General features: G+C 60.2%; 18 protein-coding genes. 1 reads left to right on the forward strand and 17 read right to left on the reverse strand.

Features of this window, described 5'->3' with window-relative positions; translation table 11 throughout:
* Positions 1-12: 12 nt before the first annotated feature.
* From EDF56_RS00680 to EDF56_RS00705, 6 genes are all read right to left on the reverse strand, one after another.
* Entirely contained in the window at positions 13-393 is a 381-nt protein-coding gene (locus tag EDF56_RS00680) for a hypothetical protein (protein ID WP_132384827.1), read from the reverse strand.
* A gap of 21 nt (positions 394-414) precedes the next feature.
* Complete coding sequence (locus EDF56_RS00685) at positions 415-975, reverse strand: hypothetical protein (RefSeq protein WP_132384828.1); 561 nt, start codon at positions 973-975, stop codon at positions 415-417.
* Positions 975-4,004, reverse strand: a complete 3,030-nt coding sequence (locus tag EDF56_RS00690) for a tape measure protein (protein WP_132384829.1) — start codon at positions 4,002-4,004, stop codon at positions 975-977. The genes EDF56_RS00685 and EDF56_RS00690 overlap by 1 nt, the downstream gene beginning before the upstream one ends.
* A 248-nt stretch (positions 4,005-4,252) precedes the next feature.
* Positions 4,253-4,654 (reverse strand): gene transfer agent family protein, encoded by a 402-nt coding sequence (locus EDF56_RS00695; protein ID WP_165912036.1) that lies wholly within the window; start codon positions 4,652-4,654, stop codon positions 4,253-4,255.
* Entirely contained in the window at positions 4,654-5,112 is a 459-nt protein-coding gene (locus EDF56_RS00700) for a phage tail tube protein (protein ID WP_132384831.1), read from the reverse strand. Before EDF56_RS00700 ends, EDF56_RS00695 begins: the two co-directional genes overlap by 1 nt.
* Positions 5,113-5,179: 67 nt before the next feature.
* Positions 5,180-5,590 carry a DUF3168 domain-containing protein gene (locus EDF56_RS00705; protein ID WP_132384832.1) on the reverse strand — a complete coding sequence of 137 codons (411 nt, stop codon included), beginning with the start codon at positions 5,588-5,590 and terminating at the stop codon, positions 5,180-5,182.
* A gap of 278 nt (positions 5,591-5,868) precedes the next feature.
* Here EDF56_RS00705 and EDF56_RS00710 point away from each other — a divergent pair, with 278 nt between their 5' ends.
* Positions 5,869-6,258, forward strand: coding sequence for a hypothetical protein (locus EDF56_RS00710; protein ID WP_132384833.1), 390 nt, complete (start codon positions 5,869-5,871; stop codon positions 6,256-6,258).
* A gap of 9 nt (positions 6,259-6,267) precedes the next feature.
* On the opposite strand, the gene EDF56_RS00715 is transcribed toward EDF56_RS00710, so the two are convergent.
* The 11 genes from EDF56_RS00715 to EDF56_RS00765 form a co-directional block, all read right to left on the reverse strand.
* The gene (locus EDF56_RS00715) at positions 6,268-6,681 is read right to left on the reverse strand and encodes an HK97-gp10 family putative phage morphogenesis protein (protein WP_132384834.1); all 414 of its coding nucleotides are present in this window, start codon (positions 6,679-6,681) and stop codon (positions 6,268-6,270) included.
* Complete coding sequence (locus EDF56_RS00720; RefSeq protein ID WP_132384835.1) at positions 6,681-7,040, reverse strand: hypothetical protein; 360 nt, start codon at positions 7,038-7,040, stop codon at positions 6,681-6,683. Before EDF56_RS00720 ends, EDF56_RS00715 begins: the two co-directional genes overlap by 1 nt.
* Position 7,041: 1 nt before the next feature.
* Positions 7,042-7,497, reverse strand: a complete 456-nt coding sequence (locus EDF56_RS00725; protein WP_132384836.1) for a DUF4054 domain-containing protein — start codon at positions 7,495-7,497, stop codon at positions 7,042-7,044.
* Positions 7,498-7,500: 3 nt separating this feature from the next.
* Positions 7,501-7,773, reverse strand: coding sequence for a hypothetical protein (locus EDF56_RS00730; RefSeq protein ID WP_132384837.1), 273 nt, complete (start codon positions 7,771-7,773; stop codon positions 7,501-7,503).
* 83 nt (positions 7,774-7,856) lie between these two features.
* Entirely contained in the window at positions 7,857-8,840 is a 984-nt protein-coding gene (locus EDF56_RS00735) for a DUF2184 domain-containing protein (protein WP_132384838.1), read from the reverse strand.
* Positions 8,841-8,846: 6 nt separating this feature from the next.
* Entirely contained in the window at positions 8,847-9,323 is a 477-nt protein-coding gene (locus EDF56_RS00740; protein WP_132384839.1) for a hypothetical protein, read from the reverse strand.
* Entirely contained in the window at positions 9,323-10,429 is a 1,107-nt protein-coding gene (locus EDF56_RS00745) for a DUF2213 domain-containing protein (RefSeq protein ID WP_132384840.1), read from the reverse strand. Before EDF56_RS00745 ends, EDF56_RS00740 begins: the two co-directional genes overlap by 1 nt.
* A gap of 68 nt (positions 10,430-10,497) precedes the next feature.
* Positions 10,498-10,725: a hypothetical protein gene (locus tag EDF56_RS00750; protein WP_132384841.1), complete on the reverse strand. Its 228-nt coding sequence runs from the start codon at positions 10,723-10,725 to the stop codon at positions 10,498-10,500.
* A gap of 68 nt (positions 10,726-10,793) precedes the next feature.
* Positions 10,794-11,660: a phage minor head protein gene (locus tag EDF56_RS00755; protein ID WP_132384842.1), complete on the reverse strand. Its 867-nt coding sequence runs from the start codon at positions 11,658-11,660 to the stop codon at positions 10,794-10,796.
* 1 nt (position 11,661) lies between these two features.
* A complete protein-coding gene (locus EDF56_RS00760; protein ID WP_132384843.1) occupies positions 11,662-13,551 on the reverse strand; it encodes a phage portal protein in 1,890 nt (629 codons plus the stop codon).
* Between the two features lie 49 nt (positions 13,552-13,600).
* Positions 13,601-13,867 carry a hypothetical protein gene (locus EDF56_RS00765; protein WP_132384844.1) on the reverse strand — a complete coding sequence of 89 codons (267 nt, stop codon included), beginning with the start codon at positions 13,865-13,867 and terminating at the stop codon, positions 13,601-13,603.
* Positions 13,868-13,887 lie beyond the last annotated feature (20 nt).

Here is a 13,887-nt window from a genome sequence, read left to right on the forward strand (position 1 = left end):
CGCGCTGTTTCGCTACGGACGGCCCACAGCCCACACCGCCGCGACGGCTTCCGGCAGTACTGTCGCGAAGCCGATCCCGCGCTTACCGATGAACGTCCAACGCCGGCCGGTGAAGATGGAGCCTGCTTCCTCGCCAGCTACTCGTAGCACGCCTATATCGCCTTCGACGGGATCGCCGTCCCTGCGCGGAACGCCAATCGAGGCGTATCCCTCGTCGAATAGCGGTACGAGGCCGCCGGCGCGTGCAATGATGTCTTCGGCCTCGGCATCTGTGACGTATGTGCCCCGCCATGCCGCCATAGGATCGCCCAGGCCACATGCAACGACCCAGTCCGATGGATGCGTCACGCAATCGTGAATGCCCGGTTCGCGCGCCCGGCTCTGCAGGCTCAAGAGATAGTCTCCCAGCGTCATCTACTTCGGCCCAAATCGGCGCGACGTGCCGACGGAGATGCCGGCCACGTGGCTGAAAATCGTATCGGTTGACGACCGGCGGCGCTGGTCGGCATCCGTGAAGAATGCAATCTTGGCCCGGCTGCGGGTGGTCGAGCCTTGCACGATCGTCAGCGTGATCGAACGCGTCACATTCCCCGCGCCGTCCGATTGCGGCCGGCTGATGCTCAGGGATCGCGCCTCGAATACCTGCTCCCATTCGACCGTCATAAGTTGCCAAGCGGAATCGAAGCGAACCGTCCCGACGTCTACCTGCGCACCTCGGACGCTCGGTGCGTCATCGATGGCGAGCCTGATAGTTTCGTCTGATACGCCGCTGACCGTTAAGTCGAGGCGCTCCGCCGTGCCTCCAATCAGCTGCTGAAAATCCGGCACGTTGACAAGCTCTCCGCCGCCCAGCGCTACGACGGGAAATGGATTCACATCATCTGCTGGCAGCAGCAGGTTGCCTATGCCGGACCAAAGAATGGCTGGCGGATCGCAGTCGATGCGGACCACGATGCTTTCACGGAAGCTGGCCATCAGACCCCGTCCCGTTGATACGATGACAGACGGGTCGGAATGGCTTGGTAGACCTGCTTGCCCATCGCCGCCGACGCTTGAACAGCCTTGGTGTTGGCCGTCTGGTTGATGTAGTCGATCAGTTCCGGCGTGGTGATGCCGCCGCGGTTGTCGAGGACGAAGGTCTGTTGGATCACTGCGCTTCCAGATTGGCCTTTCAGCGAGTGGTTGGGAATGATGACCCCATTCTGCTGTGGGCGAAACAGTTCGGCTCCGCTCTCTCCGACCTTGTAGACGCGACCAGCAGTCACAGGTCCTCCAGTCGCCCGGCCTCCGCCGAAAAGCGAGCCAATGCCTCTAGCTAAATTTCCAAAGAAATTACCGCTACCGGATCCTGCATCGCTTAATGCATCAGTGATGGGCCTGATGAGAACCTGCTCGAGCAGCATATTGAGCAATCCGCTGATCAGCGGGTCTTTTGTCCCGATCATCTTTTCGATGCCACTGCGAATGCTGTCGCGGAAACTATCCAGCTCGTCGACGACGTATCCTTCTACTTCGTCGTTGACCTCACCTCCCGACTTATCAAGCTTGCGCTTGTAGGCTTGGAGCGGGCTCTCATTGTCCTGGGTCGCGATTTCGCGGCGACCATTAGTGATCTCACCCAGGGCATTGAGTGATAGTTGCGCTCGCTTCTTTTCAGCGTCGGTCGCTGTTTTGCTGGCAATCGTCGCCTCTAGCGCCGCCTTCTGCTGATCGTATTCTAGATCGATCAGCTTAAGCGCGATATCACGGCGCATCGCGCTACTGCGAGCTAGGTCGTGCTGGTTTTGCAGGATTTCCCGCTGTACGTCGTAAACAGCCTGAGATTGGTCCAATTTATCTCGCTCAAGCTGCTGATCCTTTTCGCGATCAACTCGCGTCCCGTATAAGCTAGGCGAAACAACCAACTCACCCGGCTTACTTGCAGGCCCGTAGAGTCGATCGATAGCTGCGAGCGCGGCCTTCTTCTGTGCGGCGTCGTAATCCTTGTTCGCATTCACCTCGGCGATTCTGGCGGATCGCTCCTCATCAAGGATCTGTTTTTGGATGTCGGCCCGATCCTCCGCGTTCGTCGCCAGATCCAAACGCGCACGGAGCTCCTCTTCACGCAGACGAGAAAGATCTTGCTCGGAATGATCAATTTTTTCCGCGTGATTTGCGGCAGAACCGGTAGCGGCGGCAAGTGCCGCAGTTTCGCCGACGCCCTTTTGCAGATTGCCGATAATGGCCTGCTCACGAGCAATTTTCTTATTGATTGTCGCAAGGTCTTTGCCGCTGGCGCCAACCTTCAGTTTCTCCAAATCGGCGAGCGTTGCCTGATGCTTCGCAAGCGCCTTGGCGTTTGCGCTGTTGGGATCTGCGGCGGCCGGATCCTGCCTGAAATCTTTGAGTGACGCCTTGAGCGTATCCGCTAGGGCGGTCCGTGCATCGGCCTCATTCTGCACGGCGACATCGAGCCGCTTCTGATTGTCCTGAGCCTTCTTGGCAATTTTTGCGGAATCGGTCAGGCCGATTGCATTGAACAATGAGTTTAGACCGCGACCGATCGTGCCTTGCGGGCTGCCCGATGCCTGATTGCTGGGGCGGTTCTGCTCTATTGCGTTTTGCGTGTTGACCGCAGCCTGGGCTTCAGTGCGATTGGTTGTCGCCTTGGACAGCGCGGCCTGCGCGTTCGCTATCGCCGCCTGCTTGGCCTCGACAGCGACGCGTGCCCATGCGTCCGCTAGGAGATTCGCCTCGCCAGTCAGGTTTGCTGTTGCCACCTGGGCTTCGCGCTGGCCCTTGGTAAGTTCGCCCGTCCGAGCCGCAACCAATGCTGCCTGCTTATGCGCTGCCGCGAAACTGGACGCCTGCTGGTCGATAGATGCCGTGAGGTCCGCGCTTGCGGCCTCGGCTTCCTTTTCCTTGATGTAGAGGTAGGCAATACCGCCTGCGATAGCGGCAATGCCGGTCACTACGGCTCCCGCTCCTGCGAGACCCGCCAGCGCAAACGACAGCCCCTCGGTGGCAGTTGCAGCGCCCCCGACAACCGCAGTCATGGCGAAGAATGCATCGCTGGCCGCTACGCTGGCTAGGACAGAAACGCCCGCTGCCGCGACGTACCTCGTACCCAAGGCGACGGCGATCACACTGAGCGCCTCGGCAAGCGTGCCGATATTCTGGCTAAGCGTGACGATGCCATCGCTGATGATGGACGTCGCTCCGCTGCTTTGCCCAGCTGTCCCGATAAACTTGGTGAGGTTATTCTCCAGCACTGTAAACGCGCCAGAGAGGGTCAATGTGGAATCGGCCGCTTGCTTGATGACCGTGTCTGACCCCTTAAGCAGCGCAGCTACGAATTCCTGGACAGAAACCTTTCCCGCCTTCACGTCGGACGTGAGCTTGGCGACTGAACCACCCCATTTGTCGCTGCCCGCAGCAACCGCTTGCAGGAGCGGGCGGGCGCCATCGATCAAGCTATTGTACTCTTCGGCTTGGATCATTGTCCCACCGAGGGCCTGAGAAAGCTGGAGGAGGGCGCCAGCGGCCTCTTCACTGCTCTCACCGCTCACTTTGAGCGCGGCGCTTGTGGCTTCGACTATGCGAAGCTGCTGCCCCTGAGTTAGGTTCATTTCCTTGGCTGCGGCCGAGTTACGACCAAACAGTGTCCCCACTGCCTCCAAGCTAACGCCATACTTGTTTGCGATATCGAGAAGCTGCGTCTGCACATCGACCAGCTGCGCGCCCTCATAACCCGCGACTTTGAGCTGGTTATTGTATCGGGTCCAAGAATCTACAAATCCGGCAACCTGTTGAGCGCTGAACGCCGCAGCAATAGTGCCAGCGAGGCCTTTTAGGCTGCTGCCAATGTTGCTGCTGGACGAACGGATTTGGCGCTCAAGTGCGAGAATTTGCTTTTGCTGCTGCCCGGTGACGCGTTCAAAAGTGGCAGCAGAGCGCTTCAGGTCGGATTCGTACTGACCGACGCGCGCTTCAAATTCGACGATCACTTCATCAGCAGTAGCCATGAACCATGCGTCACCTGATGCCGCCTCGACCGCTACGGACGGCGACTAGTGCAGGATTTTTACTCCCCGCGCTTCAAGTGCTCGGCGACGCTTTTCGTTTTCTTCGATTGATGGCGGCTCGGGGGGCTCATCGCCGGTCTTGTGTGCCTCTTCCCAGCCATGCAGAAGGGCTTGATACTCATAGAGAGTAAGCGCCTTCGCCTCACTGGGTGGAACGTGCATCATAGCGCAGTTAGCCAAAACCTGACCTAGGTCGATCCGGTCAGGTCCGTCTCTTCGTTTTTTTTTGAGTCTCCGACCTGCGCAGGCTCGTAGCCCTGCATGAAGGTATGCAGAACGACCTTGGCCAGATTCCAGCTCTCCACGAACGGGCGGGGATTTTGGCCCGTGACGTAGCGATCGACGAGGCTGTTCACCATGGCTGGCTTACATTCGACAACCTGTTCATCAACCACTCCGCCGGCGCCACCAAGCAAACCTTGGCGGATTATCTCTGCGACATCGGAAAGATGAGCTTGGCCGATCATGAGGCGCTCATAGATGACTTGGATGCCAGCGTTGGATTTACGCTCAACCTCGGCGCAAGCGGCCCACGGCAGCTTAAAATCATAGCGGCCGTCGGCAAAATCGAGCGTGATATTGGTCTGCATCAGGCAGCATCTGCCCAAGTGAGCAAGCCAGTGCCAGTGATGGTCAGGTTCGCTTGGGTCCATTCACCATCATTGCCCGTGATTTCGAACGATGAGATGAAGCCAGGCCCCTGCCACCAGCCTGCGTCAATGGCAGTCGCCGGGGAAGCGGGTTCGTCGAGGGCAAATCTCCAGCTTTGCGAAGACCCCATAAGCGCGCGGATCGCTGCCATCTGGCTTCGGTTGTAGAGCCCAGATCCTGTGATCGACCAGTCCTGAGCGCCGACTTCGCGGAGCGTCTGACCGACGGCTTCGGGATCTTGGCAATCGTAGTCAGTCGTTTCGAACGCATTGGCATATGTGATCGTGATGCCGCGCGTGTTGATGCCGCAGAGCTGAGTGAAAACCTCGGGGTCGTCACCATCGCCGAACATGATGTCGGCGTAATTGCCCTTCACTCGGCCGGTGGTGTAAGCCATGGGAATCGTCCTCAATCGTGAACTTTGGACGACATTGGAGGGGCAACAAGTCCCGCTCTACGGACGCCTATACCGGGGCAAGGGCGTTGAACGTAAAGATGACAACGCCGTGCCAGACATCGACCTCGTCAGGGTCTGAAAGGATTTGCGTGCGCTCGACGAAGCAATCTGAGAGCGCATCAATCACGTCTGCAATCGCGGCGGTAGCCTCTTCGCAATAGGTCTTGGGGTCGGGGATGGCGGACGTCACGCCAACCCAAATATGATAGGATCCGTCGACATCTCCACCTTTCCAACCCGACGGACGAAGAGGGGTAGAGGTGTCCCCGCCGCCGTAGCGTCCAAATGGCTTCGGCGGGTTATTTGGGGTTTTTGAAGGATACAGGCTGGCGGCAGGTATAAGCGCGGTGACCTCAGCGTCGGTCTGGATTGCCGGAAGGATGATCTGCCGGGCATAGAGGGTCGGGCTTATTGTCATTGTTTGCCCATATCCTTGACGGGAAGGACATCACCCAGCCCAGGGCTGACAGCAGATTCCAATTCGTCCAATCGTGAGATGTCTCGATCCGGTCTAGGATCAGGTCCATCCATTCGCCGAGGCGATCCACGTCGAGCCGATTTTTCACCGATTTGTCGAGTAGCACGGCTATCAGCCTCTGTCGCCACGCCTTTTCGTAGAGCTGCTTCGCGCACCTCAGGCTTGACAGTGTACGTCCTATCGGCCTTGAAGTGCGAAATGGCGCGCGAAGGCCAACGATGATTGTAGTCGGCCGAAAAGGTGATGCGGCGGGTCATGGCCCAGTGGAGCCATCTGGCGGGCTTTTTGACTACGGACGGGGATATATGCTTCAGATCATTGGTTGGCTGGGATGCCTCTATCTCGTCATAAAATCTCTTGAAATCGCAGCTAATCCAGCTTTCCGGTACGAAAATGGCATCTTGAAGGGATATGCCATCATCGCGTGCATCCTTGGGTGGTTTGGGGCTGTCGGTTTCGCACTTTGGTTGGGCGTCCAAGGGGCAGCCATTCCGGCGCTGGGTAATGCTACAGCTGAATCCTCGCGAGAAAGCTCGCTGGACGCATCAATTCGAGAGCAGTGCATTCAATTCGCAAAGACACCGGAAGAAATTCTCGACTGTAAGTAGTGCTGCAGATTAAAGCTTTCCGCCTTTAACAACCATATTGAGTGCCGCTTTAGATAGGCTGCCTGCCTCTTTTCTTACCTTCTTGGCTGCTGGCCGCATGAACGGGCGTTCCTCAACCTTCTGTGTCCCGAATTCGAGTGCCGCAGCATATGGCGCATCTGCGGCAGAGATGGCCTTGAGGGGGCCTGTACGCTCCGCGTGCACAGATCGATCCAGCAGGTGCGTGTCGGCGTTAGGCGCATCGCCCGGCGTAGATACGACGTGGTTTTTGCCGGAGACTGCGCCACTCGTGATCAATAGGGCTGCTTCGGTCGCATGCATGTCAGCCAGCGTATAGACGAGCTTTCCAGCCTCGCGGCGCATGCCTGATGTCATCTTACGGAGACGTTTTAGATGGTCATCGGCTCCAGTAATCCGCGCCATCAGCCCTTACGCCCCCGACAGACCCAATGCGACCGCGCCGCATCGAGCGAGGCCCGCTGGATCGAGAACTTCTCCCCGTACCCATCCGTCACCTCGTGGTCGCTGGTGATCTGGGGCACATTAAGCGCGAGAATGATTAGGGTCACGTCACCCTCGGCAAAACCCACGTCATCGCGGACAGCGTCGCCGGTGGCATCGGTCTGGACCTTGATGTCGGAATCACCGCCGGAGTAACCTGTGATGACGCTGCCGGGGCCGTAGATGGGCTCACCGGTGCCGGCATGAAGCGTCCCATCAAGGTAGATCCCTGAGAAGACGCTGTGAAAGACGCTGGCGATACCGCCGTTGAGAAGGCCCATGTCAGTAGCGCTGCCACGGCATAGGACCGGCCCGGTAACCGAAGACCCCCACCACGCGGCCGGTTCCGGATACGAGCGGCCCGCTGCCTGCGCAGGCGCTCAGCATTGGCCATACCCGCTGACCGTATGAGGTAGTGGCCCAATCGCCGCCATCAGCATCGGTCCCGCTGCTGTCCGATCGCTGCAATTCGAGCTGGCCAGACTTGATGCGGGTGAAGCCGGATGCACCTTGAGCTGCCATCTCGGCTTCAGTCCCCGTGCCGATTCCCTGCTGGGTGAGGTAGTGAGCGGTCACCAGCATGGTTGCGAGATCCATGCGCGCGCCCAGGCAGGCCTCCATGGGATCGGTGATCAGGGCAGCTTGGGCCGACCAGAACGCGTACTGCTCATCCGTGACCGCGGCGAACGCGGGGAAGATCGCGATGAAGGTCGCCTTATTGGGCGGGGTATAGGCCACGGATCAGGCCTTCCGTGCTTTGGCGATTTCGGTTTCGAGGCGTTTAGCCCCCCAGCGGCCATCCACTTCGATACCCAGTTCTTCGGCCTGCGCGCGGAGAGCATCGAGTTCGGCATCTTCCGCGGGCTCGCTAACCTGCACACCAGGCGAGAGACGTAGGGCCGCCGCATAATCATCGCTGAAGTGCTCGGTCACCGATCCCATTGCAGGCAGACGATGGCCGCCCTCAAGATCGAAGGGGGAGTTGGTCAGATTGGTGATGGAGAGCTTCGTCATTTTGGGTCCTGTCGATTAGGGCCACGGGGATGACGGCCCCGGAGTAGTAGCCCCGCCGACCGTAGCCAGCGGGGCTTGATGTGTTAGGCGGGCGGCTGCGAGATGCCGTCGATGTAGCGCATCGCCACGGTCGTCAGCAGTTCGACGCCGCCGGTGCGGAAGATGCCGGGAATGGTCCAGTTCAGCGGGCCGTCCTGATAGACCGGCAGGAACTGGTGAGGCATCGGCAGATGCAGCTTCACGTAGTCCTGATCGTTCTTGTAGACGACCATGCGGCCGGTGCCGGCAGCGCCGCCGGTCGCGGCGGTGCCAAGTTCACGAACCGTGCGGATCGTCAGCGGGCGGCCGGTCGTGAGCGTGTAGATGTTGGTCCGCATAACGAACGAGAGGATCGTCTCCATCGTGGTAGCGCTGTAGGGCGTTGCCGCGATGTAGTTGTAAGCCTCGACCGGGAGCAGGATCGTATCCGCGAGTTCGGTCTCAAAGGTGGCAAGGCTGACGCCCTGGAGGCCAATGTTGATATCGCGGACGATCTGCGCCGGGGTCTTGATGCCAACGCCTGCCGAGTTCACCCAGTATGTGGACGATCCGGTACCGTCAGCCGGGGCAATCGTGACGACCACGCCCGGGTAGTTGGTGAGACCACCGAGGCCCTTTTCGGCCGAGCCGAACAGGGTGATGTCGAACATGAACTTGGTGTAGGCGAGGCGTGCGGCGCGGGCGCGACGATCCGGCAGGCTTGCGCCGACCTGGACGGCCGTGTTCACTTCCTCGATATTCCACTGGTAGCCGATCGCGGCGAGCTGGAACGTCTTGGTCGTGATATCCTGCGACACATCGGCCAACGGGATGTCCTTGGCGTAGCCCGACTGCCAGTTGGCGCGGCCGGTCAGGTCCGACGTGTAGGTCAGGATGCCCGGCGACCATGCGGGGCCGCTGGTGTCCACGTAAATGAGCCGGCTGAAATCCCAGTCCGGGAACCGGGTCTCGTAGACCGTCTGATTGACCTTGTAGGCCTGCGCAGTGACCAGCGTAAGGGCCTGAGAGTCGGTAAGAAGCTTCTGCATGATCGATTACCCCGAAACAGAGAGAGAGGGAACGGGGCGGCGGTAGCGTACAGCGCCGACAGCACCGCTGGAGCCATCTTCCTCGAACTGAGCGCCCGGGATGGTGACGACGGTTGCTGACTGGGCAGCGCCGGTCCACGTCTTGTTCGTCGTGTTCCAACGGGCCTGGGCACCCTTGGTGACGTTCGCGCCGAGAAGCACGCCGATGACGCCGCTTTCACAGATGCCCACGTTGTCATACTGGGCATAGTTGTCGCCAGGACGAGGGAGCGTGAGCGAAGCCTCGGTGATGCCGAGCACGTTTCGGCCGGTCGTCGCATCCAGTTCGATGCACGTATGCGCACCGGTTCCGGGCATCACTGGTGTACCAAACCCGAGAGACGCAGCGGCCTCAGCCGTGCGAGTGAACGTGTTCCACTCTTCCATGTTGACGCGGCAGCCAACCTGAAATGCGGCGAGGGAGTTGCGGAACGTGAGAGCCATTATGCGTTCCTCCAGGCGTTGAGGTCATTGTTGGCCTTGGCGAGGGCCTGATCAGCCAGCGCCGCGGCGTCGCCGAGGTTCTGGATGCCGCCCTTGAAGGCGCTGGCATCGAAGGTCTGGGTTTCCACCTTCGCGTCCTTGGCCAGCACGGCGAACGAAGCGGCGATCTGTTCGGCGCTCCAGCCCTTGGCGATGTCGCCCATCTTAGCGTCCACGACGGCCTTCATGATGGCGTCGCTGTCGGCATCCTCGGCAAAGGTCACGCCGAGTGCCTTGGCCTTGCCACACACGCCCGCGTAGGCTTTGGCCGCATCGCGCAGCTTCGCCGGGGTCATCGCCGCATCCGCCAGCTTCTGGTTGAGCGTGACGATCTCGGCATCCTTCGCCGCTAGGGTGGTAGTCGCGGTCGCAAGGCTCGTTTCCGCCGTGGTCGCGCGCGTGGTCGCATCGACCAGTTTGCTATTGAGGCCATCGACTGCGATCCGAACGGCCTCACCGTTCGTCGCATCGACTTCGGCATCGCCGATCTTGATCTTCATCGTAGATTTCTCCGGGGGCAGCGAGCGTTCATCGCTGATCTTGAGTTCCGGCCCGCCCCGAGCGGCAGGAACTGCGGCGATATGGTTGATGCGGATTTCTCGCTGCACGGCGTCGTAGGCCTCGCCGGCGGGGGTGGTGCCGGGGGTCCAGTCGAGGGTGCAGGTGTAACCCATCGAAAGCTGCTTGTGGGTGGTGCGGACCTTCTCGACCGCAGCGGCATCCCTGACGATCACCGGGACGCGGACGAACTCGCCGTCACGGGCGATATCGCCGTTGATCTCACCGACGCCGAGCTGACGCCAATTGCTGGCGTCCACCATTTCGGAAGGGTGGTTGATGGTGAATGGTGCGGCGGCGAATGAGGCCATGCTGTCGCGGCTGAACACCTCTTCCGCCGGGCGATAGACACGCACAACCGAACCGGAGAACCCGTCAGGGGCTCCGGCTTCGGCGGGAAGATAGTTCTGGATACCGACGCGGGCGCCGCGCACTTCAGCGACAAGCGACCCGTCCGCACATATGCGGGCTGTCGTGGTAGCGTCGAGGGTGTCGCAAAGTTGCACCATGCCAGCGTTGTGCTGGCGTTGTGAGGGCGCCTCTACGGACGGTCGCCGCAGTTGCGCCCTCTCGTCTGTTACTTGGTGGTGCGATCCTCGAACATGCGGTCAATGCGCTCCTGAACGAGTTTCTTCGCCGACCCATTGCCAGCCATGACTTCGTGCAAAGGTTTTCGCCAGTTCTTGCTACTGTCTTCGTCGTCTTCATGACGAACGAAGATCGAGCCATCCGCATCTTGCTCAAGGTACCACCAGCTATCTCGCAGGCTCGACGTGTGGCTTCCAAGTACCGATGTTTTTGTCATTTTCTCTCCTGAATGGTGTCCCTTAAGATACAACATCCAAGCGATTCTGGCGATATTATTGACGCCAGTCAGTTCTGGCTTTCGGCCATCATTGCCAAATAAGCCTGCTCGCGGCAGCCGCAGAATGGTGGCATCCCCGGCCGGTCGTCAGCTGCGATCACATCGCCGCCAGACATAGCCGACCCATCCGTATCGACCTGCTTGCCGGTGGCACTGTCGTAGATCTTGCCGTCCCGCGCTTTGTGCCAGGGCCGTGCATGAAGTTTGCCGGAATGCCGGTACTTGAACAGCGCGACGCCCGCTTGATCGCGGCGCACCCGGTCGAGGGCAGCGCTGATCTTGCTGTTCTGGTCGGAAGCAATGCGGATCGATCGGGCGCGGGCCAGCCCGGTTGCATCGCTGATGGACTTCGCGACCTCGCGCGCGGGCAGGCGCTCCTGATAGCCCCGGTAGACGGCATCTGCGATGCGCCCGCGCACTTGGGCGGTCACATCGCTGACCAGCGCCACGTTGCGGTCAATGAACACGGCCAACGTCTCGGCCGTGTCCCCGTCGGTGAGGATCGGCGTCAGGTCGATGTCGGTCGCGGCATCCACGGCTGCGATCCACTTCTTTCGGTGCCATTGCTCGATGCGAACCGCCCAACGAGATAAGCCAGCAGTGAACTCGCCAATCAGGCGTGTGCTTTCGCGCTGCGCCTCCGCGATGGCCTGCGTCTGATCGCTGGGCGCGTCGAGCGTGAGGGAATCGGAGACGCCCTTGGCTGGCTGATCATAGCCGGCAAGGATGGCGTTGGCCGACCATGGTTTGAGCACGGCGAGATAGAGCGCGGCCAAGTCGTCTGCGTTCGCTTGCGTTGGCTGGATCGGGCGGACAGTGACGTTTCGGCGGATGCCCTTCTGTCGGGCCATCGTCACCAGATTGAAGGCCACCATGTCAGGCCTCCGCTATCTTGAGCTTCCAATCGAGGTCGAGTGGTTCGAAGATCTCCGGGCCGAATTCCAGCGCACCGGCGTACGGCTTGATCGTCGAGAGATCGACGTCAGCCGGAACCCCATACGAGATCGTCACGTGCGGATGGTATTCGGAGAAGTCGTGACTTCCACCAGCTTCGACCATCGACCGATGCCGGCTCTCCAGATCCCACGATGCGAACAAAAGTACGACAGCGCCTTCACCGAAGCGCTCGATTGCCCGCGGGCCGCCGGGCTTGATCATGATTCGACCCTTGTCGTCGCCAGCCCAGCTTTCGCCCATCTTCATCGGGTCCACCGGATCGCGAGAATAGAGCACGGTCACGTGCATATCATCGGCACGCAGCGTCGAGGTGAAGCCATTTTCCTGTGCCCATGCGATAAGGTCTTCGCCATTGAGCAACTTGCGCTGGACGTAGAGTGGGCGAGGCTGTGCATCGGCAAAGAACGCATCCTGAGCCGCACGGCCCGACGCCCCGATTCCATTCAAGGCGCCGGCACCGGCAGACGAAGGATCACCTCCTTCCGAACCCACAATCCCAAGCTCCGCTTCATCACCGCCGGGTTCGATCTCGCCCGCAGCTTTCTGCTTATCGCGCTCGTCCTTGTATCCCGGCCAGCGGCCGCTCTCGATCATGCGGTTCGAGTACGATTGCTCAAGCGCATCGTCGGAAAACAGGCCGGTGTTGACCAGCTTGGTAAGCGTGTCCGCCTCCTTGTTCTCCACGTCTGCGGCCTGTTGAGCAGTGAGTGTGCGGATCGCCGAGAACGTCCACGACAGATCGGTAGGCACGCCCGCGCTGGGCAGCAACACCTCGTCGAGTTCGTCCAGGGCAGGGCGGAGATCATCGTCCTGCTGGGCGGCAATGCCGTCGTAGTAGTTGGTGAGGTCGCTCTCACCCGTGGAATTCATGCCGTCCGGTGACTTGCCGAGCAACCGTGTGGCGGGAATGTTCGACGCGCCCGCCACGATAGACAGGTACGTGGTGATGATATCCTTCCAGCCCGAGAAGTTGAGCGTCCGGGTTTCCCACTTGTCGTTAGCGTCAAGCGTGAGGGAGCGGTTGTTGGACTTCTCGGTCGTGGCGATCTGGATGCGCTGACGAACCTTGTCCTCGCCGCCGGGTTGGGCGAGCGTTTCGGCAAGTCGATCAAGGAAGAAAACGTCGACCTTCGCTTCGTCGATGAGGCCCGCGAAACCTGCGGTCGCCGTCGTCGCGTCCTGCACGGCTTCATTGACCGACTGGACGATGGAATCGCCCCAGAATTTGTCTTCCCAAGAGGTAGTAGCGCTGAAGCTCGGCACCGGCTGCCCCTTGAAGAACACAAGGCGGCTCGGATGGATAAGCGGCGTCTGCGCGGTGTTGAGGCGGAAATCCGAGGGCTTTCCGAAGTTCGGATCCAGCACATTGTCGATCATCTGCTCGACCGTAAGCTGGGTACGGTAGAGCGGCACGAGACTGACGATCTGTTCCGGCCGGATAGTTGCCGGCAACGGCTGCGAAGGATCGTCGCCCAGGTTGATGAAGATGGCACCACCGCCAAGGCGCCCGTAGGTGAGCGCAAGCCGGACGGCAGGCCAGTAGCCGATGCGCTTTTCCTCGGCCTCGATCTTTTCGATTTCGTCGTCCGTCGCGTCCCAGCTACGGCCGGCGCGGGTCATGTCCTGCGCGGGAATATCGACGACCTGCCGGGTGAGCCACGACGTGCGATAGGCTGCCTCGATCTGCTCGGGCGGCATGCAGCGGTTGACCCAGAAGTTGTGAACCGCCCGGTCGACCGTGGTCCCCCGTCCGGTCAGTACATTCGCCAGGCCGTCAGCGAAGCGGCGGATCGGAGAGACGTTGCCCATGCCCGAGACGGTGCGGGGGCATGGGCTGACTTGCTACGGACGGCGATGTTCAGATTTTCAGCGCAACAGTCTGATCGGTCACTTCTGCGAGAACAACCTTTTCAGTACCGGTGCCTGTCACGACATTCCAGCGTTTGAAGCCATACCCTCTGTTGCTCCCCTCATCGCCGATAGCATCTCCATCAATGCCGACGAGTATGGATGTGTGCCAACCATCGTCTAGCGTCGCAGCAACATAAGCATTGTCGCCTCGGACGATTAAATCACCCGGACTATAGCGAACTCGGCCTTCGTCGAAACGAGTAGTCGGATCCACTTCAATCCGTATCCCTTGAA

Source organism: Novosphingobium sp. PhB165 (genome assembly GCF_004341845.1).
Classification (GTDB): domain Bacteria; phylum Pseudomonadota; class Alphaproteobacteria; order Sphingomonadales; family Sphingomonadaceae; genus Novosphingobium.

Coding starts and splice junctions, on each gene's coding strand:
- EDF56_RS00735 (WP_132384838.1), bottom strand. CDS start 8,840: ATGCAGAAGCTTCTTACCGACTCTCAGGCCCTTACGCTGGTCACTGCG.
- EDF56_RS00745 (WP_132384840.1), bottom strand. CDS start 10,429: ATGGTGCAACTTTGCGACACCCTCGACGCTACCACGACAGCCCGCATA.
- EDF56_RS00715 (WP_132384834.1), bottom strand. CDS start 6,681: ATGGCGCGGATTACTGGAGCCGATGACCATCTAAAACGTCTCCGTAAG.
- EDF56_RS00695 (WP_165912036.1), bottom strand. CDS start 4,654: ATGCAGACCAATATCACGCTCGATTTTGCCGACGGCCGCTATGATTTT.
- EDF56_RS00700 (WP_132384831.1), bottom strand. CDS start 5,112: ATGGCTTACACCACCGGCCGAGTGAAGGGCAATTACGCCGACATCATG.
- EDF56_RS00690 (WP_132384829.1), bottom strand. CDS start 4,004: ATGGCTACTGCTGATGAAGTGATCGTCGAATTTGAAGCGCGCGTCGGT.
- EDF56_RS00685 (WP_132384828.1), bottom strand. CDS start 975: ATGGCCAGCTTCCGTGAAAGCATCGTGGTCCGCATCGACTGCGATCCG.
- EDF56_RS00710 (WP_132384833.1), top strand. CDS start 5,869: ATGATTGTAGTCGGCCGAAAAGGTGATGCGGCGGGTCATGGCCCAGTG.
- EDF56_RS00760 (WP_132384843.1), bottom strand. CDS start 13,551: ATGGGCAACGTCTCTCCGATCCGCCGCTTCGCTGACGGCCTGGCGAAT.
- EDF56_RS00720 (WP_132384835.1), bottom strand. CDS start 7,040: ATGGGCCTTCTCAACGGCGGTATCGCCAGCGTCTTTCACAGCGTCTTC.
- EDF56_RS00705 (WP_132384832.1), bottom strand. CDS start 5,590: ATGACAATAAGCCCGACCCTCTATGCCCGGCAGATCATCCTTCCGGCA.
- EDF56_RS00750 (WP_132384841.1), bottom strand. CDS start 10,725: ATGACAAAAACATCGGTACTTGGAAGCCACACGTCGAGCCTGCGAGAT.
- EDF56_RS00730 (WP_132384837.1), bottom strand. CDS start 7,773: ATGACGAAGCTCTCCATCACCAATCTGACCAACTCCCCCTTCGATCTT.
- EDF56_RS00755 (WP_132384842.1), bottom strand. CDS start 11,660: ATGGTGGCCTTCAATCTGGTGACGATGGCCCGACAGAAGGGCATCCGC.
- EDF56_RS00740 (WP_132384839.1), bottom strand. CDS start 9,323: ATGGCTCTCACGTTCCGCAACTCCCTCGCCGCATTTCAGGTTGGCTGC.